Genomic DNA, 21,946 nt, shown 5'->3' on the forward strand with positions numbered 1-21,946 from the left:
GCGAGCGAACAGACCCTGCCGCGCCCTGGCGGCAGACTGGGATTTTTCAACGGAGGTCCATCATGAGCTACGAAGAACGCGACGCCTACGGCATGTATGTCAACCGCGGCCACAAAGGTCCCGGCCCTGAACTGATGGGTGCCGACACCCTGATCGGCGACCATGTGCACAACGCCAAGGATGAACACCTGGGCGAAATCAAGGAAATCATGATCGACATGCGTAGCGGCAAGATCGCCTACGCCGTCATGTCGCACGGCGGTGTCTTCACCATCGGCGAAAAGCTGTTCGCCGTACCCTGGGAAGCGCTGCTGCTCGACACCGTCAACAAGCGCTTCACGCTCAACGTCGACAAGGAACGCATCGAAAACGCACCCGGCTTCGATACGGACAACTGGCCGAACATGGCCGATACCACGTGGGCCCAGTCCATCCACAGCTACTACGGAACGACACCACGCGAGTATTAATTCACCCCAAGCGCAGGGCCGGGGTCGTACCCTCAGGGTACGACCCCAGTATTTGCACTTGGGTTTGACTAGAACCGGTACTCCAGCCCCGCCACATACGTCCTGCCCCGCGCCGTGCTCAGCGGCGTGTTGTCCTGCGACTGCGACGGCATCGAGTTCAGCCGGTTCAGCGCTTCCGAGAAATCCTTGTTCATGGCGTTCTGCACCGACAGGCGCAGGAACAGGTTTTTCGACACCTGGTAACTCGCATACAGGTCGATCACGGCCGGAATCTTCGGATTGTCGGCCTTGAGCACTTCGCCCGTCGCTTCATCGGCTTCATTGTCGGGCGACAGGCGGCGGTTCGAGCCCGTGTGCTTGAGGATGGCGCCCACTTCCAGTTTATTGTCCAGCAGGCGCGTGCCCACGTCGAGGTTGTAGTACACGCTGGGCAGCTCGCTGATGTCGGCCGCGCCGAACCAGGCGCTGGCGATCGAGGTGGGCTGGCGCGTCGTTTCGCGCGTGTACGACAGGCGCGCATACGCCGGCCCCAGCTGATATTGCGCTTCCAGTTCCCAGCCGCGCGAATACACGGGCGTGGCCGAGTTGATGTAGATATACATGTTGGTCACGTATTCATCCACATTCTGCCAGTCATTGGCCAGCACTTCCGCGATATTGCACTTGCGGCCGCTGTCGCACACAAGGAAGGACTGGCTGGTGATATAGCCGTCGATCTTGCTCTTGAAATACAGGGCCTTGAAGTTCAGCAGGTCATTCTTGCTCAGCAAGCCATGCAGGCTGGAATTGAAGCCCAACTGGTAAGTCGTCGCCTTCTCCCCTCTCAGGAAGGGGTTCATGGAAGCACCGCCATCGTTGGAAAAGAATACTTCCTGCGGATTCGGCCCGCGCATGGTGCGCTCGGCGCTGGCAAACGGCTGGAACCATGGCGTCACTTGCGCGGACACGAGCAGCGATGGATTGATGCCATGCTCCTTGAGAGCGATATTGCTCGCCCCTTGCGGGAAACATTTCACCCGTTCGTCGCAAGCGGGCTTGTAGCCGGTCAAATCAAAGTGCGTGGTGTTGAGGCCTGCATTGACCTGCACAATGCCACGGTTGTACTGCAAGCCCGCATACAGGCTGCTGATCTTTTGCACGCCCTCGGGCCCGAACGTATTGTTTTCAATCGATTGCTGGTTCGCGTCCGGGTTGTCCGGGTCATCGACCAGGCTTTCCACGTGCTTGCTGTACTTATTGTGCATCAGCTTGCCGCCAACGGTCACCAGCGCATCGCCACCGGCCAGCCTGAAGCTGCTGGTGTTATTGATATCGACAGCGTCGGCGCGGTTGGCCGCATTCGTGTTGATAAAATTGGTCAGCGCCTCGGGCATGTATTTCTGGTTGCCACGGCTGCTGCTGGCCACCACATTGAGGTCGATTAACTCCGAAAACGGCGTGTAGTGATATTTGACGTAGTAGTCATCGCTGTGGATGTCGCGGCGCGTAAAGGTGCTGCGGTAGTCGCGCGCCGACAGTTCCAGCGCGTGGAAGTCGCTCAATTTGAGGTCCAGCTTGAGCAGTTGCGACTTGGGCTTTTGCTTGTAATAGCGGTTGTAGCCGAAACCGAATTCCTCGCTGTTGACGCCCTTGGCATTCTTGTAGTTGTTGCCGATCACACTCGCGCTGGTGGCGGCCATGAAGCCCACGCTGCCGCCATCGAAGGCCGGGTTTTTCATGGCCACGGCCAGCATGGCGCTGCGCCCCACGCCATTATTTCCTGTCGACATCTTCGTGCGCGCCCCGGTTTTTTCACCGGCGAAGACGACATCATCGACGCCGATGGTGCGAAAGTTGCTGCTGCCGGCCAGCGCATTGACTCCGTCACCGCCGACGACATTGCCGCGCGACACATCCACGCCGATGATGAAATTCGGGTCGATCAGGGCGCCGAACTGGCTGCTGGGCACGCCGCCGTGCGACACGGACGAGGGCGCGCTGCCATAGTAATTCTGGCTCACGCCATCGACCATCATGTTCACGCGCCCCAGACCCGACAAGCCGCGAATATTGACGCTGACGGCGCCCTGCGCCGGGTCGATCTGGGTAAACGTGCCCGGCATGCTGCGCACGATCTGGTCGACCGGCTGCAAGCGCGTGTCCGCGCCGCGCGCGCTGACGGCACCCGGTTTTTCCAGCGCCTGCTGCTCGGCCGAAACAGCCTCGCCCGATACATTCAGCGGCGAAAATTCCACCTTGCCACTGTCTTGTGCCTGTTGCGCCCATGCCTGCTGCGCCAGCAAGGCCAGGCAAACGCCCACGGCCTGCGTCATTGTCTTGATATGCATACACCCTCGATTTGTTATGTGATTGAAAAAATTCAGCTGGCACCGTGGCCGCTCTCGGCATCGAGCTTGAACGACACGGGCAAGGTCACCGTCACTGTGCCCTGGCGCAATACGCTGGCCGGTGGCGCCGGCAACGGTTGCGCGCGCTCAAGCACTTGCAGCGCTTCGCGGTCGAGCAGCACCGTGCCCGACGAGGTGACCAGTTCGCTGGCCAGCAGCTTGCCGTCGCCGTCCACCTGGAAGCGCACCCAGGCGGCACCGGCCCGCTTGCGCTGGCGCGCATCACCGGGATAGCGCTTGAAATGCGCCAGGTGGCCGAGCACGCGGCTTTGCCAGCTGGCCGGCGCCGCGCTGGCGGGCGGCGTGTCGCTGTCGAACGGCGCCGCCTGCGGACCGCGTACGGGGCTTGGCGCCGGTGTGGCACTGCTGCTGGCCTGCGCGGGCAAGGACGCTTCCTTGGCGGCATCCTTGCCGGGATCTGGCGACGGAGCGGTTTCTGCCTTCGCCTCTTTTTCCGCCGCGACGATCTGCGGCGCGGCGGCGCGCGCCAGCACGGGCAGCGCCTCGTGCCGTGTCGTGCTCTTCGGTGGCCGGGCGGCGCTGGAGGCGGCCGACTGGCGCGCCCCTGCTGCTGCCGCCTGTTGCGTCTCCGGCGACATCGCTTGCGCGGCAAACACCAGCATCACGCTGGCGGCCGGATTGGCGGGCGCGACGCTGACGGGCCGCCAGGCCGCCCACAACAGCAGGGCCAGCGCCGTGGTCACCACCAGCGACGTGGCGATGCCCCAACTGAATATCGGACGCGGATTCACCCGCCCCCCTCCCGGCCTACCAGGCCCACTTTCAGGTAGCCGGCCTGGCGCAGGGCATCCATCACGCCCAGCACGTCTTCATACGCGGCTTGCTTGTCGGCCTGGAAAAACAGCGTGCGCTGGCGGTCGCCGCCCGTTTCGGCATCGAGCAGGCGGCCCAGTTGCTCGCGCGCCACGGGCGATTCCCCCAGATACAGGCTGTGATCGGCTTTCAGGGAAACGAACAGCGGCTTGTCGGGACGCGGCTCGGGCTTGGCCGTGGCGGCCGGCAAGTCGATCTTCAGGTCGACGGTGGCCAGCGGCGAGACCACCATGAAGATGATCAACAGCACCAGCATCACGTCGATGAAGGGCGTGACATTGATCTCGCTCAATTCCGGCATGTCGGCCGTGTCGTCGTCCGGTGACGGAAACAGGGATGCCATGGCTCAGGCCTGCTTGCGCGTGTCGAGGTCGCGGCTCAGCATCAGCAGCACTTGCGCGGAAGCGGCGCGCAGCTGCGCCTTGTACTGGTTGATGCCGCGACTGAGCACGTTATAAATGACGACGGCGGGAATTGCCGCCACCAGCCCCAGGGCCGTCGCCAGCAAGGCTTCCGCGATGCCCGGCGCGACTGTCGCCAAATTCGTGCTCTGGCTGACGGCGATGCCGATAAAACTGTTCATGATGCCCCACACGGTGCCGAACAGGCCGACGAAGGGTGCCACGGCGCCGATGCTGGCCAGCAGACCGATGCCTTGCGTCATGGCGCGCACCTGGTGGGCGATCCACTGCTCCTGGCGAAAGCCGGCCCGCTCTTTCAGGGCCGCCGCCGGTGCATACGCGTGCGACAAGCTCAGTTCCTGCTGCACATCATCGAGCAGCTGTTGCGCCAGCACAGACGCCCCGCTCTTTGCGGCAGCGTCCGGCAAGGACGTGGCCGTCTTCAGCATGGCGACGGCCAGCGCCGCTGCGCGCCGCGCTTGCAGCAAGCTGGCGCCTTTCACCAGCAAGACCACCCAGGTGGCCAGCGCGGCGATCAACAGGCCGATGAGCACGCTTTTTACCACCAGGTCGGCGGCAAAAAACATGCCCAGCGGCGACATGTCGTGCGGCAAGGCGGACGCTTGTGCGCCGGATTGAAAGATGAAAAGAAACACGCCGCCGGCAGCGGCTTTGATACAGGAAATACGCATGGAAGCTTCAACAGGTAAAAAAAATCGGACGGACTACCTGGCTGCTGCTAAGAAGCTTGCTGGGGAAGAGTGCCGGGCTGAATGCCCGGCGGAGATGCAATGAATTATTTAGCGCTGGCAACGGCAGGCATTGCCGGCGTGAACCACACGAAGTCCGCCTGTGGCGCCAGCACCGTGGCGCCCTGCTGGGCCAGCACCAGCACCAGCGGCGCGGGGCCGCCCGTCAAGTCCTGCACGTGCAGCGGAACGCCCAGGTCCTTGTGCGCATGGTAGGCGCCGGCGATCAGCACGGCCGGCGCGGGCGCGGCCAGCAGACGCTCGGCCATGCGGCGGTCGCGCTGCTGCTGCACCGACAGCATGGCGGCCAGGCGCGGCGCGTCGATCTGGTTGTCATGCATGACGCGGATGATGTCTTTCAGTTTTTCATGCACCTTGCCATCGTTGGCCAGGTTGGAATGCTTGCCCTGCACGGCTGGCTGGTCGATGAACAGTTGCTTGATCTCGCTGCGGTCCAGGTTGGCCGACCAGACGGGATACGGCGCGCGCATCACGGTCATGACCAGGTCGCCATATTGCGCCCACTTCCAGCTCGCTTGCCAGGCCAGCAGTTCGGCCACGTGTTCGGGACGTACGACGGGGTCCGTCTGCAGCCACGGCTTGACCTTGTCCACCTTGGCTTGCTGGTCCGGATTCAGCATTTCCAGCAGCACGCTGCCTTGCGGACGCTGGCCTTGCAATTGCTGCAGCAGCCATTGCTCGATCCGGTGATGGCTGAGCTGGTCATGCTGCTCGCCGACGATCACGCGCGGCGCGGCGGCCAGCTGGGCCAGCAATTGATCGGCGCTCAGGCGCTGGCCGCTGCGCAGGTCGACGATCTCGCCCAGTTGGCGCACGTCTTGCGCAGTAGCGGGCGCGGCGGTCGTGGTGGCGGCCGTGCCAGTGGCTGGTGCGACGCTGCTGCAGGCACTCAGCGCCAGCACGCAGGCGGGCAGGACGGCGGCGAGGGACAGGGGGAACTTCATGGGCATGGCCTTTCGGGTCTGAGCACGCATTGCAAAATAACTACTGGCGGGCATTTTAATAGAAATGATTCTCATTTACAACCAGTGCACGGCAAACCTTGCGGATTTTTTTACAACTGGCAAAAAATCAATATGCTGCTACGGTGAAATCCCCGGGCGCGGAGTAGAATAAAAAAAACGGAGGACTCGCGTGAATCAAACTGACCAGTTGGCGGTACTGAAAAAACCGCTGCCAGACTCTCTTGCTGCCGTACTTTCCCTGATCTTTGCCGACCGCTTTTCCATGACGCAAGCCATGCGCGCACACCATGGCCGCGACGAGTCGAGCTATCCACCCATGCTGCCCGATGCCGTCATCTTCGCCCATTCCACCGAGGAAGTGGCGGCCGCCGTGAAGCTGTGCAGCGCACACGACGTACCCGTCATCGCCTATGGCAGCGGCACCTCGCTCGAAGGCCATGTGCTGGCCCTGCATGGCGGCGTGACGATTGATCTGTCGCAAATGAACCAGATGGTAGCAGTGCATGCTGACGACTTGACGGCCACCGTGCAGGCGGGTGTGACGCGCAAGCAACTCAACGAGGAAATCCGCGACACGGGCCTGTTCTTCCCCATCGACCCGGGCGCCAATGCGTCACTGGGCGGCATGGCGGCCACGCGCGCCTCGGGCACGAACGCCGTGCGCTACGGCACCATGCGCGAAAACGTGCTGGCCCTGACGGTGGTGACGGCCGATGGCCGCATCATCAAGACGGGAACCAGGGCGAAAAAATCGTCGGCCGGCTACGACCTGACGCGCTTGTTTGTCGGTAGCGAAGGTACCCTGGGCATCATCACGGAAGTGACGGTGAAACTGTACCCGCTGCCGGAAGCGATCTCGGCCGCCGTGTGCTCATTCCCCGGCACGGGCGAAGCCGTCAGCGCCGTGATCCAGACCATCCAGATGGGTATTCCTGTGGCACGGGTCGAGTTTCTCGATGAAAACGGCGTCAAAGCCATCAACGCCTACGACAAGATGGCGTTGCCAGAGAAACCGCTGCTGCTGTTTGAATTCCATGGCACGCCGGCCAGCGTGGCCGAGCAGGCGCAGCTGGTGCAAGCCATCACGGCGGAACACGGCGCCAGCGATTTCGAATGGGCCAGCCGCCCCGAAGACCGCTCGCGCCTGTGGGCCGCGCGCCACAACGCGTATTTCGCCCTGCTGCAGATGCGTCCCGGCAGCCGCGCCATTTCCACCGATTGCTGCGTGCCCATTTCGCGCCTGGCCGAATGCATCCTCGCCACCAAGGCCGATTGCGAGGCGCAAGGCCTGGTCTACGCCATCATCGGCCATGTGGGCGACGGCAATTTCCACGTGCAGATGCTGGTCGATCCCGATGACCCGGCCGACATCGCCCGCGCGGAAAAGGTCAACAGCGACATGGTCACGCGCGCCATCGGCATGGACGGCACCTGTACGGGCGAACACGGCGTGGGCATGCACAAGATGGCTTTCCTGGTGGAAGAGCATGGCGTCGGCGCCATCGACACCATGCGCGCCGTGAAACACGCGCTGGACCCGAAGAACATCATGAATCCAGGCAAGATCGTGCGCTGGTAATCAGGCCGTCAATTCCATGCGCATCGGCACAAACGCGATGCCGCCCGTCTCCACCTTCGGTCCCGTGGCGACAAAGCCCAGGCTTTCATACAGGGGCAAGGCGTAGGCCGAGGAGTTGACGGTAAATGCCGTCACGCCGCCCCTGGCCAGCGACGCATCGCGGGCAGCCTGCCACAAACGGCGCGCCATGCCGCGCCGGTGCAGCGCGCGCGGCACGAACATGTGGAACAGATGCGTATTGTCGCGCATGGCCACTACGCCGGCCAGTTCGCCATCGATATGCGCGAGCTGGTAGGCGTAATTGGGCAGCGACAGATACTGCTCGATGGCGGGCTGGCGGCAATGTTCGATGAACTTTTCCGCCCCCGCGCCATCGGGGTGCAGGGTCAGAAAGGGCATCAGGTCGTCGATCAGCGCAACGATGGCGGGCGCGTCGGCGACCAGGGCGGGACGCAGGGTGATGGTGGGCAAGGGTTGATTCATCCAGTAATTTTGCCATATCCCGCCATTGCCCGGCAATTCAGCGCTTCCATTCAACAGATCAATTTACCCAAAACAATTTACGCAGCATGGCCATGCCTGTGGGCGCATGCTCCATGCCTCTCTGCACTGGTCCTGAAAGGTAGCGCAGCAAAGGCGACACGGGGTGGCGTGCCGTGATGGGCTGACAGCCGGCCAGCCTGACCGGCCCGCTTTCCGGCACCAGCACTTCGTTGCGCTGACGGCGAAACAGGCTGGCGACATTCAAGCCTTGCTTGTCCACGCAAATGCTGCTGAAGAGCGATTCGAACAGGCTGGCATTGGCAGGCGCGGCCAGCAGCTGTTTGCCTTCCAGCACCGGCAGAATATGCCCGAGCAGCGTTTTCCAGGCATCGAAGTCCCGTTCGCTCAAGGTTTCGGGGAAAACACTGCTGCGTTGGCCCGGATGGGCAATCCACTCTTCCTCGTCATCCGTTTCCGCCAGCACCAGTTGGCGCAGTTTTTCGCTGCTGTTCACACCCGCCAGCAGCAAACCATGGGCGCGCCGCAATGCGGCTGGATCGCGCACGCGCAACGCCAGCGTGCCGGGCCCGTTGTCGAATGCCGCACTCAGCTCGGCGGAGGCTTCCAGAAAATAATGATAGCCGAGCAGCCACTGCACATCGCTCTGGTCGACGCGAAAGCGCGCTTCCAGCTGGTAATGCCGCTGGTAATATTGCTGCGTTCGCCTGTCCGCACCGCTGTCTTCCCCGTCCGGCGTGCCGGCCACCGGCCGCTTGGGAATGGCAAACAGATACTGCTCTTCCGGCGTCAGCGTACCGTCGCCATTCAAGTCGCTGCCCCAGGTGGCGGGCACCAGCAGCAAGCCGTCGTCCTTGCTACGCAACACGATTTTCTCCAGCACGCGCCGCGTCGTGCGCACTTCATCGCGCAAGGCGGCAAAGGCGACGCGCAAGCCTTCCTGATCCAGCTGCTGCAGCGATAATTGTCCTTGCTGCTGCGGCCGATAATGGTCGGCCAGGCGCAGCAATCGTTTAGCGGTGGCAATGTCGCGGCAGAGTACCCAGGCTTGCTGCGCCTGTGGCGTGGCGGCCGGCTGCGCCTGCAAGTTGCCGGCGCAGCTGCGCGCCATGCCTGCCGCGCTGGTGAAATCGGGCGCGGCGGCAAGCGCCATATTGCAAGAAAGGCAGATCAGGACAAGGTGGCAGTAGCGGGAAATGGCGTGCATGCACGGCTCCTGGAAGTGGATGAATGGGTGACTCCAGCTTAATCACCGGCTTGCAGCGAGCCTTAACAAAATGCAAGCTTGTATCTATTCACACTCCACGAGCATCAAGGTTTCAACAAAAATCGCGGCTGCTGGTCCGCAAGCGCCCCAGCAAATGCGACATATCGACCAGGCGCTTGGCCACCAGGTTGCGCACGATGCCCTCCCTTTGCCACACGCCGTACACGCCCAGCAGCGGCGCGCTCAGCACTTCGCGCCGCTGGCTTTCCACCAGGTCCGGCCAGACGATGACGTTGACGGTGCCCGTCTCGTCTTCCAGTGTCATGAAGATCACGCCCTTGGCCGTGCCCGGCCGCTGGCGCACGGTGACGATGCCGCAGGCGCGCGCCAGCTGGCCATGCGTGTAGCTGTCCAGCGCGGATGCGGGCAGAAAGCGCTGCTCCAGCAACTGTGCGCGCAGCAGCGCCAGCGGGTGGCGGCCCAGGGTCAGGCCTTGCGAACGGTAATCGCTGACGATGCTCTCGCCTTCCGTGGGTGCCGCCAGCACGGGCAAGTCTTCCTCTTGCGTGGTGGCGCGCAGCAAATCCTTGTCGGGCACGGCGCCGGCCGCCTGCCACAACGCTGCGCGCCGGTGGCCCGCCAGCGCGTGCAGCGCATTGCCGGCAGCGAGCACCTGCAAATCATGGCGGTCCAGGCCGCCGCGCCGCGCCAGGTCGGCCACGTCGACAAAGGCGGCGATGGCGCGCGCATCCTCGATACGCAGGGCGGCCTCGGCGCGCATGCCGAACAGGCTGTTCAAGCCCAGGCGCACAGCCGGTGCATCACCCTCCAGTCCCGCCTCCCAGCCGCTGACGGCCACATCGACGGGCAGCACTTGCACGCCATGCCGGCGACCATCCTGCACCAGTTGCGACGGGCTGTAAAAGCCCATGGGCTGACTATTGAGCAAGGCGCACAGAAAAGCGGCCGGTTCATGGCATTTCAGCCAGGAACTGGCATACGTCAGCAGGGCGAAACTGGCCGCGTGCGACTCGGGAAAACCATATTCGCCAAAGCCTTCGATCTGGCTGAAGATGGCCTCGGCAAAACCTTTCTCATAGCCATTGTCGACCATGGCATCGACGATGCGGTCATGGTAATTGTTCATGCCGCCCTTGCGTTTCCAGGCCGCCATGGCGCGCCGCAACTGATCCGCTTCGCCGGGCGTGAAATCGGCGGCGATGATGGCCACCTGCATCACTTGCTCCTGGAAGATCGGGATGCCCAAGGTGCGCCCCAGCGCCTTTTCCAGGCCCTTCGGATAGTCGACCGGCTCCTTTTTCTGGCGCCGCTGCAAGTAGGGATGCACCATGCCGCCCTGGATGGGGCCGGGACGCACCAGCGCCACTTCGATGACGAGGTCATAGAATTGGCGCGGACGCAGGCGCGGCAGCATGCTCATCTGCGCGCGCGACTCGATCTGGAATACGCCGATGGTGTCGGCCTGGCACATCATGTCGTAGGTGGCGCAGTCTTCGGCGGGAATATCCTGCAAACGAAATTCCTCGCCGCGCCGCACACTCACCAGTTCCAGCGCGCGGCGCAAGGCCGACAACATGCCCAGCGCCAGCACGTCAACCTTCATCAAGCCCAGCTCCTCAAGGTCATTCTTGTCCCACTCGATGACGCTGCGCTCGGCCATGCTGGCGTTTTCAATCGGCACCAGGCGCGACAATTTTCCCTGAGCGATGACAAAGCCGCCCGGATGCTGCGACAGGTGGCGGGGGAAACCCAGCAACTGCTGCGCCAGGCTGGCCCACTGCTGCGACAGTTCTGCCTCCGGGTCGAGCCCGCATTCGGCCAGGCGCTCCAGCAGATCGTGCTTGCCGTCGAACCAGCGATGCGCCTTGGCCACCTTTTCCACGATGGCCAGGTCGATCCCCAGCGCCCGGCCGCTGTCGCGCAAGGCGCTCTTCGGCCGGTAACTGATCACCACGGCTGCCAATGCGGCCCGCTCGCGGCCATATTTGCTATAGATATATTGAATGACCTCTTCGCGCCGCTGGTGTTCGAAATCGACGTCGATGTCGGGCGGCTCGTTGCGCTCGCGCGACATGAAACGCCCGACCAGACAATTGCCGCGCGCGGGGTCCACTTCCGTGATGTGCAGGCAATAGCAGACGGCCGAATTGGCGGCCGAGCCCCGCCCCTGGCACAGGATGTTTTGCGCGCGCGCAAAGCGCACGATGTCATACACGGTCAAAAAGTACGCTTCATACGACAGCTCGGCGATCAGTTCCAGCTCCTGCTCGATCTGCTGCTGTACGTTGGCGGGAATACCCAATGGAAAGCGCATGCGCGCGCCCGCATAGGTTTCCTCGCGCAAATAGGTCGCCGGCGTGTGGCCGTGCGGCACCAGCTCGTCGGGATAGTCATAACGCAAGCTGTCGAGGGAAAATGTGCACAGCTTGGCGATGCGCACGGTTTCCGCCAGCGCTTGCGGCGGATACACATTGGCCAGGCGCAGGCGCGCGCGCAGATGCTGCTCCGCATTTTGCGCCAGCGCATAGCCGCACTCGCCCACGGGTTTACCCACGCGTATCGCGCACAGGGTGTCGAGCAAAGGTTTGCGCGAGCGCACATGCATGCACACATGGCCGACGGCCACCACGGGCAAGCCCAGCGCCTGCGCGGCGTCCTGCACGCCGCTGCGGTGGGCGTCATCCTGCGCCCGCTGCAACAAATTCAGGCCGATCCAGCTGCGCTCGCTGCCAAAGGTGGACGCCATCCACTCTCCCTGCGCGCGCACGGTTTCCGGCTGGGCCGGATAGCTGGGCAGCAAGATCATCAGGCAGCCGGGCAGCCCCTGCAAATGGGCAAACTGCGCCGATGGCGCGCTGAAATCATCAAGCGTCAGCAGATAGCGCCCCTTGGCCGCCCGCGTGCGCGCCATGGTGATCAGTTCCGACAAGTTGCCGTAACCATCGATATCGCGCACCAGCGCCAGCAGGGACAAAGCCGCGCCGCCGTCGGCCCGCGTCAAGTGAAAATGCGCGCCGATAATCAGGGGAAAGCCGGCCCGCTTGGCCACCGCATGGGCGCGCACGACGCCGGCCAGCGAGCACTCGTCGGTGATGGCCAACGCCTTGTAACCGAGCTGGACAGAGCGCGCCACCAGCTCTTCCGCATGCGAAGCTCCATGCAGGAAGCTGAAGTTACTCAGGCAGTACAACTCAGCATACTCGGGTAAGACTGCACCCCACATGATCCACCTCAATACTGTATATAAACACAGTCTATTATACTTATCTGGAATCGGGCTTATCGTTTATGCTGGTGTTTTACCTTTCGCATCGACCGCCATGATCGTCCACTTATTACAATGTTTCGGCGCCGCACCTGATGGCGGCAATGCGGCGCTGGTCGTGGAAAACGACCACGGCAGCGAAACGGCGCGCCAGCAATTCGCCCGCGAACGGCAAGTGAGCGCCTGCGTCTTCATCGACCGGCAAGCGGACGGCGCCATCGTGCTCGACTATTTTTATCCACACACGCGCAGCCCCCTGTGCCTGCATGCCACTTTGGCGGCCGCGCATGTGCTGCTGACGGTGCCCGGCGACCCGGCAACCTTGACGGTGACGACGGCCATGCGCGGACAAGCCTTGCAGTTGGTGCGCCGCGCAGCCGATCTATTCATCGGCCTGGCGCCGCAGCCGGCGCCGGCCGTCATGCTGGAAAAATATATCCCGTCGGAACTCATGGGCCAGCATATGCACTTGCTGTCGCCGCCCGTCATCGCCTCGGTCGGCAGCCCGAAGCTGCTGCTGGAAGTGGCCGACCGTACCACCCTGCGCGCGTTGCGGCCGAACCTGGAACTGATCGCCGACTGGAGTACCTTGCATCAGGTCAATGGCTGCTATGCGTATTGCCGCACGGGCGAAAACGAGTTTGAAGGGCGCAACTTCAACCACCTCGACCCGGCGCTGGAAGACAGCGCCACAGGCGTGGCGGCAGGCGCGCTGGCAGCGCACCGACAACAGTCGCTGCGCCTGCATCAGGGCCACGTGACGCAGCAACCGTGTCTGATCGAGGTGCAATACAGCGCGCAGGCAATCTGGGTGGGCGGCATGGTGCAACGCAGCACCTGAATGGGGCATGCTGCACCAGCATAAAGCAAGCCGGGCGGTGGCCAAAAGATAATCAACCAGGAAACAACAGTTACAAGCAATTTGTAATAACAAAACAAAGTATCGCTGGTGAATGCTGAAATGATGGCACTAGAATCAAGTCACAATACCACTTGGAGATACTGCGTGCCGACCCTCACCACCTTGCGTAAAGCCATCCTCATCAGCCTGTACGGCAGCGCCGCCCTGGCCGCATTCAGTCCCGCCGCCATGGCCCAGAGCACGGAAGCGGGAGCCACGGACGGTCCCGTGCAAACGGTCAGCGTGGTCGGCTCGCGCCGGGTCGCCAGCTCCGCCACCGACACCATGGTGCCGGTCGATATCATCCCGATTTCCAGGGTCGCCGAGCAAGGCGGCCAATTTGACCTGGCGCAGTCGCTGCAATACATTTCTCCCTCGTTCAATTCCACGCGCCAGTCGGGCGCCGACGGAGCCGACCTGGTCGATTCGGCCGCCCTGCGCGGCCTCGGCTCCGACCAGACGCTGGTGCTGGTGAACGGCAAGCGGCGCCATACGACGGCCCTGGTCAACCTGTTCGGCGCGCGCAACCGCGGCAATACGGGCACGGACATGAATGCGATTCCCTTGCTGGCGATCAAGAACGTGCAAGTGCTGCGCGACGGCGCCGCCGCCCAGTACGGCTCGGACGCCATCGCCGGCGTGATCGACATCGAACTCAAGAAAAGCCTCGGTTGCGAAGCCGTGGCCGGCTACAGCCAGTATTCGGCAGGCGACGGCAAGAATTACATGACCTCGGCCTATTGCGGCATCGCGCTGGGCGACAAGGGCACCCTTGCGATTACCGGCGAATACCTGGACCGGGGCCGCTCGAACCGGGCCGATGCGGACAGCATGCGCATCATCGGCGACACCAAATCCAAGAACAAAACCCTGTACGTCAATGGCGACTACGCCACCAGCGGCACGGGCAAGCTGTACTTCACGGCCGGCGCGCAGACGCGCGACGCCTCGAGCGCCGCGTTTGGCCGCGACGGCATCGGCAGCAAAGACATCCCTGCGCGCAATTCGGCCGCCATGTACCCCGATGGTTTCGTGCCTTTCATTAACGGCAAGATCGACGACCAGTACGCCACCGTCGGCCACCGCAGCCAGATCGGCGAATGGCACGCGGACTTTTCGCAAACCTATGGCTACAACAAGATGCGCTACGACGTCAGCCATACCCTGAACGCCTCGATCGCCAATCTCGACCTGATGAACGGCGGCAAGGGCGTCAGCGCCAGCAGCTTTGACGCGGGTGGCTTCTCGTTCCAGCAACTGACCAGCAACGCCGATTTCAGCCGCTATTACGACACGGTGATGCGCGGCATGAACGTGGCCTTCGGCGCCGAATACCGCAGCGAGGAATACAAGATCATGGCCGGCGAACCGGGCTCCTACAGCGACGTCGACGGCGTGGGCGTAGGCGGCAATGGCCGCAGCCAGGGCTTTCCCGGCTTCCAGCCCAGCGATGTGACGAAAGCTAAACGCCACAGCATCGCCGCGTATGGCGACGTGGAACTGGACTGGACGGAGCGCCTGAAAACCCAGGCGGCTTTGCGCTATGAAAAATTCAGCGACTTCGGTGCCACCGTGACGGGCAAGCTGGCCGCCAGCTATAAAGTGGCGCCGAACGTGCTGCTGCGCGGCTCGGCCAGCACGGGTTTCCGCGCGCCGTCGTTGCAGCAAGTGTATTTCTCGTCCACCTTCACCGACTTCGTCGGCGGCGTGGCCACCGACGTGGTGCTGGCGCCAAATGGCGGCGCCGTCGCCAATGCGGCCGGCATTCCCAAGTTGAAAGAGGAAAAATCCACCAGCTTTACGTTCGGCACCACCTGGACGCCGACGCAAGCCATTTCCGTCACAGCCGACCTGTACAACATCAAGATCAAGGACCGCATCGTGCTGTCGGGCCGCTTCAATGCCGGCAATTACCCGGATCTGGGGGCGCGCCTGGCCCAGCTGGGCGTGACGGAAGCGCAATTTTTCGTCAATTCCGTCGACACGCGCACGCGCGGACTGGACCTGACGGCCTCGCACAAGGGTGAACTGGCCGGCAACCGCCTGAACACCTTCCTGGCCTTGAACCTGAGCAAGACGGAAGTGACGAAAGTCAAGACGCCCGCCTCGCTGACGGGCTTCGAGGATGTCTTGCTGTCCGAGCGCGAACGCCTGTTCATCGAACAGGGCGGCCCCCGTTCGAAAGCCACCCTGGGCTTCGACTACATCACGGGCAAGCTGGAATCGGACTTGCGCATCATCTATTTTGGCCCGCAAACCCTGGGCACCTTCAGCGGCACGGCCAAGGGCGTGCCCAACGCCCGCTATGCGGCCAAGACCTCGGCCGACCTGAGCTTCACCTACAGCATCAACAAGAACACCAAGCTAACCTTTGGCGGCAACAACATCTTCAACGTCAAGCCCACCACGCAAAACGCGGACGAAACGGACAACGGCTTCAAGTACGACAGCGTACAGTTCGGCCTGAACGGCGCATCCTACTTTGGCCGCTTGTGGGTGAAGTTCTGATCTGAACGGACTCTTGGCATAAAAACAGCGGCTGCGCCAGCATGGGCAGCCGCTGTTTTTCATGTCGGCATCACCATTCAATGCTCATCGCCTGCATAGATCCACATGGGTTCTGTTTTCCCTGCGCGCACGAAGCCCACGGATTCGTAGAACGCGATGGCCTTGCCGTCCGCTGTCAGCATTTGCTGGTGAAACCCCGCGTATTTTTCCAGCATGGCCGCCATCATCCTCCTTCCCACGCCTTGCCCTTGCGCCAGTGGATCGACCAGCATATGTGGAAAATAGACAACCAGATAGCCATCGGAAATGGCATTGCCGATGCCAATCAATTTGCCATCTGCGCGGGCCGTCACCAGGCTGTGGGAATTGCGCAGCGCGGCCATCAATTCTTTTGGTTTTTCTGCGGACGACCAGTGATTGGCCTTGTAGAGATCAATCACTTCTTGCTCAGCGATCACATCATTCATGGAAATTTGCATGGGGACGACCTTCTTTCCTTCTCTGGTTGATAACGCTTACCTTCGCAATGGGATTGCTCAGCCAGCACAGCCGCAGTGAACAATGTTTGCCCTGCGGCAGAAAGCACGGATAATAGCGCCTAACTCATAAGCACAGTATTGGATTACCTCATGGAAATTAAAGTCAACTTTCTCGACAAGCTGCGTCTCGAAGCCAAGTTCGACGATTTTACCGTCATCGCCGACCAGCCCATCCGCTACAAGGGCGACGGTTCGGCGCCTGGCCCGTTCGATTACTTTTTGGCATCATCGGCACTCTGCGCGGCATACTTCGTGAAGTTGTATTGCGATACGCGCAATATTTCCACTGAAAATATCCGCCTGTCGCAAAACAATATCGTCGATCCGGAAAACCGTTACCAGCAGATTTTCAAGATCCAGGTCGAGTTGCCGGCCGATATCTCGGCCAAGGACCGCCAGGGCATCCTGCGCTCGATCGACCGTTGCACGGTGAAAAAAGTGGTGCAAGCGGGGCCAGAATTCGTCATTGAAGAAGTCGCGAACCTGGACGCCGATGCGCAATCCTTGCTGATGCTCAATCCGACCGGCGAAGCCAGCACCTATATCGTAGGCAAGGATTTGCCGCTGGAACAGACCATCGCGAATATGTCGGGCCTGCTGGCGGGCCTGGGCATCAAGATTGAAATCGCCTCGTGGCGCAACATCATCCCGAACGTGTGGTCGCTGCATATCCGCGACGCGCATTCGCCCATGTGCTTTACCAACGGCAAGGGTGCGACCAAGGAAAGCGCGCTGGCGTCGGCCCTGGGCGAGTATATCGAGCGCCTCAGCAACAACCATTTCTACGCCGGATCGTTCTGGGGCGAAGACATCGCCAACGCGGATTTTGTGCATTACCCGAACGAGCGCTGGTTCAAGCCGGGCCGCAAGGATGCGCTGCCGAAGGAGATTCTCGACGAGTATTGCCTCGATATCTACAACCCCGATGGCGAGCTGCGCGGCTCGCACCTGGTCGACACCAACTCCGGCAATGCCGAGCGCGGCATCTGCTCGCTGCCGTATGTGCGCCAGTCCGATGGCGAGGTCGTGTATTTCCCATCGAACCTGATCGAAAATCTGTACGTCAGCAATGGCATGAGCGCCGGCAATACCCTGGTCGAAGCGCAGGTGCAATGTCTGTCGGAAATTTTTGAGCGGGCCGTGAAGCGCGAAATCCTCGAAGGCGAAATCGCCCTGCCCGACGTGCCGCAGGACGTGCTGGCGAAATACCCGGGTATTCTGGCAGGCATCCGGGGCCTGGAAGAGCAAGGCTTTCCCGTACTGGTCAAAGATGCGTCGCTGGGCGGCGTGTACCCGGTGATGTGCGTCACCCTGATGAACCCGCGCACGGGCGGCGTGTTTGCCTCGTTCGGCGCGCACCCGAGCCTGGAAGTGGCGCTCGAGCGCAGCCTGACGGAATTGCTGCAGGGCCGCAGCTTCGAAGGCTTGAACGACTTGCCGCAGCCGACGTTTGCCAGCGAAGCCGTCACCGAGCCGAATAACTTCGTCGAACACTTTATCGATTCGAGCGGCATCGTCTCGTGGCGCTTCTTCAGCGCGAAAGCCGATTACGATTTTGTCGAGTGGGATTTTTCCGGCCACGGCGAGAACTCGAATGCCGAGGAGGCGGCAACCCTGTTCGGCATCCTCGCCGGGATGGGCAAGGAAGTCTACACGGCCGAGTACGACCAGCTGGGCGCCACCGCCTGCCGCATCCTCGTGCCCGGTTATTCGGAAGTGTATCCGGTCGAAGATTTAATCTGGGACAACACCAACAAGGCGCTGCTGTTCCGCGCCGACATCCTGAACCTGCATACGCTGGACGATGCCAGCCTGGAAGACTTGCTCGAGCGCCTGGAAAACAGCGAGCTTGACGAGTACGGCGACATCGCCACCCTGATCGGCATCGAGTTTGACGAAAACACGGTGTGGGGCCAGCTGACGACCCTGGAATTGAAGCTGCTGATTCAGCTGGTTCTGCAGCAGTTCGAGGAAGCGAAAGAGCTGGTGGAAACCTTCTTGCAGTACAACGACAACACGCTCGAACGCAAACTGTTCTATCAAGCCTTGAACGTGGTGCTGGAAGTGGAACTCGATGACGCGCTGGAGCTGGACGATTACGTCGTCAATTTCCGCCGCATGTTTGGCGACGCCCGCATGGACGCGGTGCTGGGCTCGGTGGACGGCAGCGTGCGCTTCTTCGGCCTGACCCCGACCAGCATGCGACTGGAAGGCCTGGACCGGCACCAGCGCCTGATCGACAGCTTCAAGAAGCTGCACGCGGCGCGCGCCAAGGTTGCCGCCCACTAGGGCGGCAAGCCCGCTAGGGCGGCAAGCCCGGGCTGCTGACAAGCGGCTGACGAGAGTCAGCCGCTTGTCAGCGCCGCGATCTCCTTCTGCATGTTTTCAATCGCCCGCGCGTTGTACTGGTCGGCGAAATACGCATCGCCAAACAGCTGGCCAGCCTGCGCCTTGGCGCACAGGTGCTGCAGCGCCAGGCCCCGCTGCTGCTTGAAGCGCACGGGGTCCACATGCGCATATTCCAGGCCGATGGCTTGCGTGTAGGCGTGATATACCTCTTCATCCTGTCCCAGGATGGCCAGGTCGGCGCTGAGCATGGCGTCCTTCAGCGCGTGGCTGATGCCCGGTCCCTGGAAATGGTCGGTGGCGCGTATCAACTGCGCCACATCGAGGTTGTCGCCCGCATCGAGGCCACTGGCCAGCCACAGCTGGGCGCTCGCCTCTTCGCTGGAATACAGGGCCTCGTCGTCATGGCTGTAGACGGCGTCATGGAACCAGAAGGCCTTCTTGACCAGCGCGCTGTCGCGTTTGGGCGCATAGGTATTGTCGGCCCACACGCGGATTTCGGACAAGCCGTGCACCAGGTGGTCGAGGTTGTGATAGTGGCGCTCCGTGCCGCCATACGCCTGCGGTCCCGTCAGGTGCGCGAACCAGTGATCCGCCAGCGCGACGTCGGCTGCCGAAGCGGTGGCGTAATGCCACAGCGCTTCCCACTCCTTGCGCAGGCAGTCGAGTATCCACGCGTGGTAGGCCGGGCCGGGGACGAATTTTTTCATGGTCCAGTTCCAGCCCACCGGTCCTTCCAGCGCCTTGACGAAGCTGGAGCTGACGGAACCGAGGTCGCGCGGCGGCATGACGAAAATCGTCTTGGCGCCCTGCAGCACGTCCACATTGGTTTGCTGGATCAGGTTTTCATAGTCGAAATCGGCCGTCGTGCGGATGCCGCGGATCAGGTAGTCGCAGCCATGCTTTTTCGCCGCACGCGCCGTGTAGTCGCCCTTGACGATGACCACTTGCACATTGTCCCAGCCGCACTCGCACGCGCTCTGCTCGATGATGCGCTTGCGGTCTTCGGCCGGGAATTGCGGCTTCTTGGCGGGGTTTTGCGACAGGAAGACGATCACCTCGTCGGCAAGCGAACGCGCTTCGCCGATCACCCACATATGGCCGTTGGTGATGGGGTCGAGGGTTCCTGAAAATCCGATTCTCTGCATGTGCGCTCCGTGGTCTGGTTCTGCTTGTTTCGCAGACAATATAGGGCCACGGCGCGCGCGTCAATGCAACAGGCCAAAGATCATGATCAAAACGCTCTTTTCTCCGCTTGCGGGAATTCCACGCGCACGCACAGGCCGCCCAGACGCTCGGACTTGTCCAGCACCAGGCGCGCGCCATGGCGCTCGGCGATGGCCTTGATGATGGCCAGTCCCAGGCCGCTGCCGTTGGCGTCCGTGCCGGGCACGCGGTAGAAGCGGCTGAAGACGCGTTCGCGCTCCTCGGGCGGGATGCCGGGGCCGTTGTCTTCCACGGACAAGGTCACGCCGACGGGGCTGGCGCGCAGGTCGATATCGACCGTGCCGCCCTGCGGCGTGTATTTGATGGCGTTGTCGACCAGGTTGCGCAGCATGATGTTGAGCGCATCGGCCTGCCCCGCCACCTTGGCCGGGTCCATGTGGTGCAGGCCCAGGTCGATCTTGCGCGCCTGCGCGATGCCGGCCATGTCGCCCAGCGCCCGCTTGACGACGTCGTTCAAGTCCACCGCCTGCAGCTGGTCGCCGCTGGCGGCGCTCGCCTCCTGGCGCGCCAGCACCAGCAGCTGCTCGACCAGGCGTGTGGCCCGCTCGATGCCGGCGCTCACGCGGGAAATGGCCAGGCTGCGTTTTTCTTCCGATTCGGCCCGCTCCAGGCTGAGTACCTGCAGTTTCAGGGCCGCCAGCGGCGTGCGCAATTCATGCGCGGCGTCGGCGACGAAATGCTGCTGCGCGTCGAACGCCGTTTTGACGCGCCCGAACAGCAAATTCAATTCATGCACCAGGGGGCGCACTTCGTCGGGCAAGCCAGCTTCCGAGACGGGAGATAAATCATCGGCCTGGCGCGCCGCCACCTGCTTGCGTACGCGCGAGACGGGCGCCAGCGAACCGCTGACGACCCACCAGACCACCAGCATCAGGATAGGCGCCATCAGCGCAATGGGGCCCACCGTGCGCAGCGCCAGGCTGCCGGCCATGCGCTTGCGCACGGCCATGTCCTGCGCGATCTGCACGGTCTGGGAACTGGTTTGCACGGAGAAGATGCGGTAAGTGGTGCCGTTGGCCTTCACATTCGAAAAGCCCAGCACGGCGCGCTGCGGCAGTTCCGCGCGCGTGATCGAGCGGAACACCTGCACGCCGTCCGGCGTCCACACCTGCACCACCATGTCGTTGTTGACGGGGTCGGCCGGCAAGGCTTGCGCATGGTTGGCCAGCGGCGCGCCGGAGCGCAGCGACAGGGCCATCTGCTGCATGTGATAGTCGAAGATCTGGTCGGCGTCATACAGTGCGCTGCGGTAGGCGATCGATGCCTGCGCCAGGGCCGCCATGATGATGGCCGCCAGCAAAAACCACAGCAGGCGGCCGCGCAGCGAGTGCGTCACCGTGACCTTCATCCTCATGCCTTGGGCACCATGTAGCCGAGGCCGCGCACATTCTGGATCAAGTCGCTGCCCAGCTTCTTGCGCAAGCCGTGGATATACACTTCCACGGCATTGCTGTTGACTTCATCCTTCCAGCTGTACAGTTTTTCTTCCAGCTGCGCGCGCGACAGCACGATGCCGGGACGCGCGATCAAGGCTTCCAGCACGGCCCATTCGCGCGCCGACAGGTTGACGGGATGGCCCTCGGCGATCACTTCGCGCGTCAGCGGATTGATGGACACGCCCTGGTGCTCGAAGATCGGTTCCGGACGGCCCGAGGCGCGCCGCAGCAGGGCACGTATGCGCGCCAGCAATTCGTCGAGGTCATACGGCTTCAAGACGTAATCGTCGGCGCCCGCATCGAGGCCGGCGATGCGCTGCTCGACGGCGTCGCGCGCCGTGGCCACCAGCACCGGGGTATCGAGCTTGCGCAAACGCATCGAGCGCAGCACGTCGAGGCCATCCTTGCGCGGCAAGCCCAGGTCCAGCAGCACCAGGTCATAGGTTTGCGTCTGCAGGGCCGTATCGGCCATGTCGCCGTCCTTGACCCAGTCCACCGCGTAATGCTCGGCGCGCAGCAAATCGAGCACCACCTCGCCGATCATCGTGTCGTCTTCTACCAGCAATAAGCGCATGGTTGCTCCTTGTTC

Annotated in this window: 17 protein-coding genes; 5 read left to right on the top strand and 12 right to left on the bottom strand. The window is 62.5% G+C overall.

All coding sequences use genetic code 11. The features are described from left to right. Positions 1 to 62 precede the first annotated feature (62 nt). On the top strand, positions 63 to 470 hold the full coding sequence (locus C8C92_RS22070; RefSeq protein ID WP_071075939.1) for a PRC-barrel domain-containing protein: 408 nt from the start codon (positions 63 to 65) through the stop codon (positions 468 to 470). 68 nt (positions 471 to 538) lie between these two features. On the opposite strand, the gene C8C92_RS22075 is transcribed toward C8C92_RS22070, so the two are convergent. The 5 genes from C8C92_RS22075 to C8C92_RS22095 form a co-directional block, all read right to left on the bottom strand. Further along, positions 539 to 2,797, bottom strand: coding sequence for a TonB-dependent receptor (locus C8C92_RS22075; RefSeq protein WP_116745248.1), 2,259 nt, complete (start codon positions 2,795 to 2,797; stop codon positions 539 to 541). Between the two features lie 32 nt (positions 2,798 to 2,829). After that, complete coding sequence (locus C8C92_RS22080; RefSeq protein ID WP_116745249.1) at positions 2,830 to 3,609, bottom strand: TonB family protein; 780 nt, start codon at positions 3,607 to 3,609, stop codon at positions 2,830 to 2,832. Continuing rightward, positions 3,606 to 4,034 carry a TonB system transport protein ExbD gene (gene exbD / locus C8C92_RS22085; protein WP_116745250.1) on the bottom strand — a complete coding sequence of 143 codons (429 nt, stop codon included), beginning with the start codon at positions 4,032 to 4,034 and terminating at the stop codon, positions 3,606 to 3,608. Before exbD ends, C8C92_RS22080 begins: the two co-directional genes overlap by 4 nt. Before the next feature lie 3 nt (positions 4,035 to 4,037). Then, positions 4,038 to 4,784 carry a tonB-system energizer ExbB gene (gene exbB / locus C8C92_RS22090; RefSeq protein ID WP_116745251.1) on the bottom strand — a complete coding sequence of 249 codons (747 nt, stop codon included), beginning with the start codon at positions 4,782 to 4,784 and terminating at the stop codon, positions 4,038 to 4,040. Between the two features lie 104 nt (positions 4,785 to 4,888). After that, positions 4,889 to 5,806 carry a ChaN family lipoprotein gene (locus C8C92_RS22095; RefSeq protein ID WP_116745252.1) on the bottom strand — a complete coding sequence of 306 codons (918 nt, stop codon included), beginning with the start codon at positions 5,804 to 5,806 and terminating at the stop codon, positions 4,889 to 4,891. 283 nt (positions 5,807 to 6,089) lie between these two features. Between C8C92_RS22095 and C8C92_RS22100 the strand changes: the two genes are divergently transcribed. Further along, entirely contained in the window at positions 6,090 to 7,406 is a 1,317-nt protein-coding gene (locus tag C8C92_RS22100) for an FAD-linked oxidase C-terminal domain-containing protein (RefSeq protein ID WP_243420427.1), read from the top strand. On the opposite strand, the gene C8C92_RS22105 is transcribed toward C8C92_RS22100, so the two are convergent. From C8C92_RS22105 to C8C92_RS22115, 3 genes are all read right to left on the bottom strand, one after another. After that, entirely contained in the window at positions 7,407 to 7,889 is a 483-nt protein-coding gene (locus tag C8C92_RS22105; RefSeq protein ID WP_243420326.1) for a GNAT family N-acetyltransferase, read from the bottom strand. It abuts the gene before it with no gap. A gap of 58 nt (positions 7,890 to 7,947) precedes the next feature. Continuing rightward, positions 7,948 to 9,114: a hypothetical protein gene (locus C8C92_RS22110; RefSeq protein ID WP_133250813.1), complete on the bottom strand. Its 1,167-nt coding sequence runs from the start codon at positions 9,112 to 9,114 to the stop codon at positions 7,948 to 7,950. A 112-nt stretch (positions 9,115 to 9,226) separates the two neighbouring features. Continuing rightward, a complete protein-coding gene (locus C8C92_RS22115; RefSeq protein WP_116745255.1) occupies positions 9,227 to 12,358 on the bottom strand; it encodes an error-prone DNA polymerase in 3,132 nt (1,043 codons plus the stop codon). Positions 12,359 to 12,455: 97 nt separating this feature from the next. Between C8C92_RS22115 and C8C92_RS22120 the strand changes: the two genes are divergently transcribed. Both C8C92_RS22120 and C8C92_RS22125 read left to right on the top strand, forming a co-directional pair. Further along, positions 12,456 to 13,241, top strand: a complete 786-nt coding sequence (locus C8C92_RS22120) for a PhzF family phenazine biosynthesis protein (RefSeq protein ID WP_116745256.1) — start codon at positions 12,456 to 12,458, stop codon at positions 13,239 to 13,241. Positions 13,242 to 13,406: 165 nt separating this feature from the next. Then, positions 13,407 to 15,809, top strand: coding sequence for a TonB-dependent receptor (locus tag C8C92_RS22125; protein WP_116745257.1), 2,403 nt, complete (start codon positions 13,407 to 13,409; stop codon positions 15,807 to 15,809). 77 nt (positions 15,810 to 15,886) lie between these two features. On the opposite strand, the gene C8C92_RS22130 is transcribed toward C8C92_RS22125, so the two are convergent. Continuing rightward, the gene (locus C8C92_RS22130; RefSeq protein ID WP_207781034.1) at positions 15,887 to 16,276 is read right to left on the bottom strand and encodes a GNAT family N-acetyltransferase; all 390 of its coding nucleotides are present in this window, start codon (positions 16,274 to 16,276) and stop codon (positions 15,887 to 15,889) included. Positions 16,277 to 16,438: 162 nt separating this feature from the next. On the opposite strand from C8C92_RS22130, the gene C8C92_RS22135 reads away from it, so the two are divergent. Next, positions 16,439 to 18,637: an OsmC domain/YcaO domain-containing protein gene (locus tag C8C92_RS22135; RefSeq protein WP_099762743.1), complete on the top strand. Its 2,199-nt coding sequence runs from the start codon at positions 16,439 to 16,441 to the stop codon at positions 18,635 to 18,637. 56 nt (positions 18,638 to 18,693) lie between these two features. Here C8C92_RS22135 and coaD read toward each other — a convergent pair whose 3' ends face one another. The 3 genes from coaD to C8C92_RS22150 form a co-directional block, all read right to left on the bottom strand. Beyond that, positions 18,694 to 19,842, bottom strand: coding sequence for a pantetheine-phosphate adenylyltransferase (coaD, locus tag C8C92_RS22140; RefSeq protein ID WP_099762740.1), 1,149 nt, complete (start codon positions 19,840 to 19,842; stop codon positions 18,694 to 18,696). 86 nt (positions 19,843 to 19,928) lie between these two features. Further along, positions 19,929 to 21,269: an ATP-binding protein gene (locus C8C92_RS22145; RefSeq protein WP_071075926.1), complete on the bottom strand. Its 1,341-nt coding sequence runs from the start codon at positions 21,267 to 21,269 to the stop codon at positions 19,929 to 19,931. 2 nt (positions 21,270 to 21,271) lie between these two features. After that, on the bottom strand, positions 21,272 to 21,931 hold the full coding sequence (locus tag C8C92_RS22150) for a response regulator transcription factor (protein WP_010400558.1): 660 nt from the start codon (positions 21,929 to 21,931) through the stop codon (positions 21,272 to 21,274). Positions 21,932 to 21,946: the final 15 nt, after the last annotated feature.

It is taken from the genome of Janthinobacterium sp. 78, assembly GCF_003096775.1.
GTDB classification, from domain to species: domain Bacteria; phylum Pseudomonadota; class Gammaproteobacteria; order Burkholderiales; family Burkholderiaceae_D; genus Janthinobacterium; species Janthinobacterium tructae.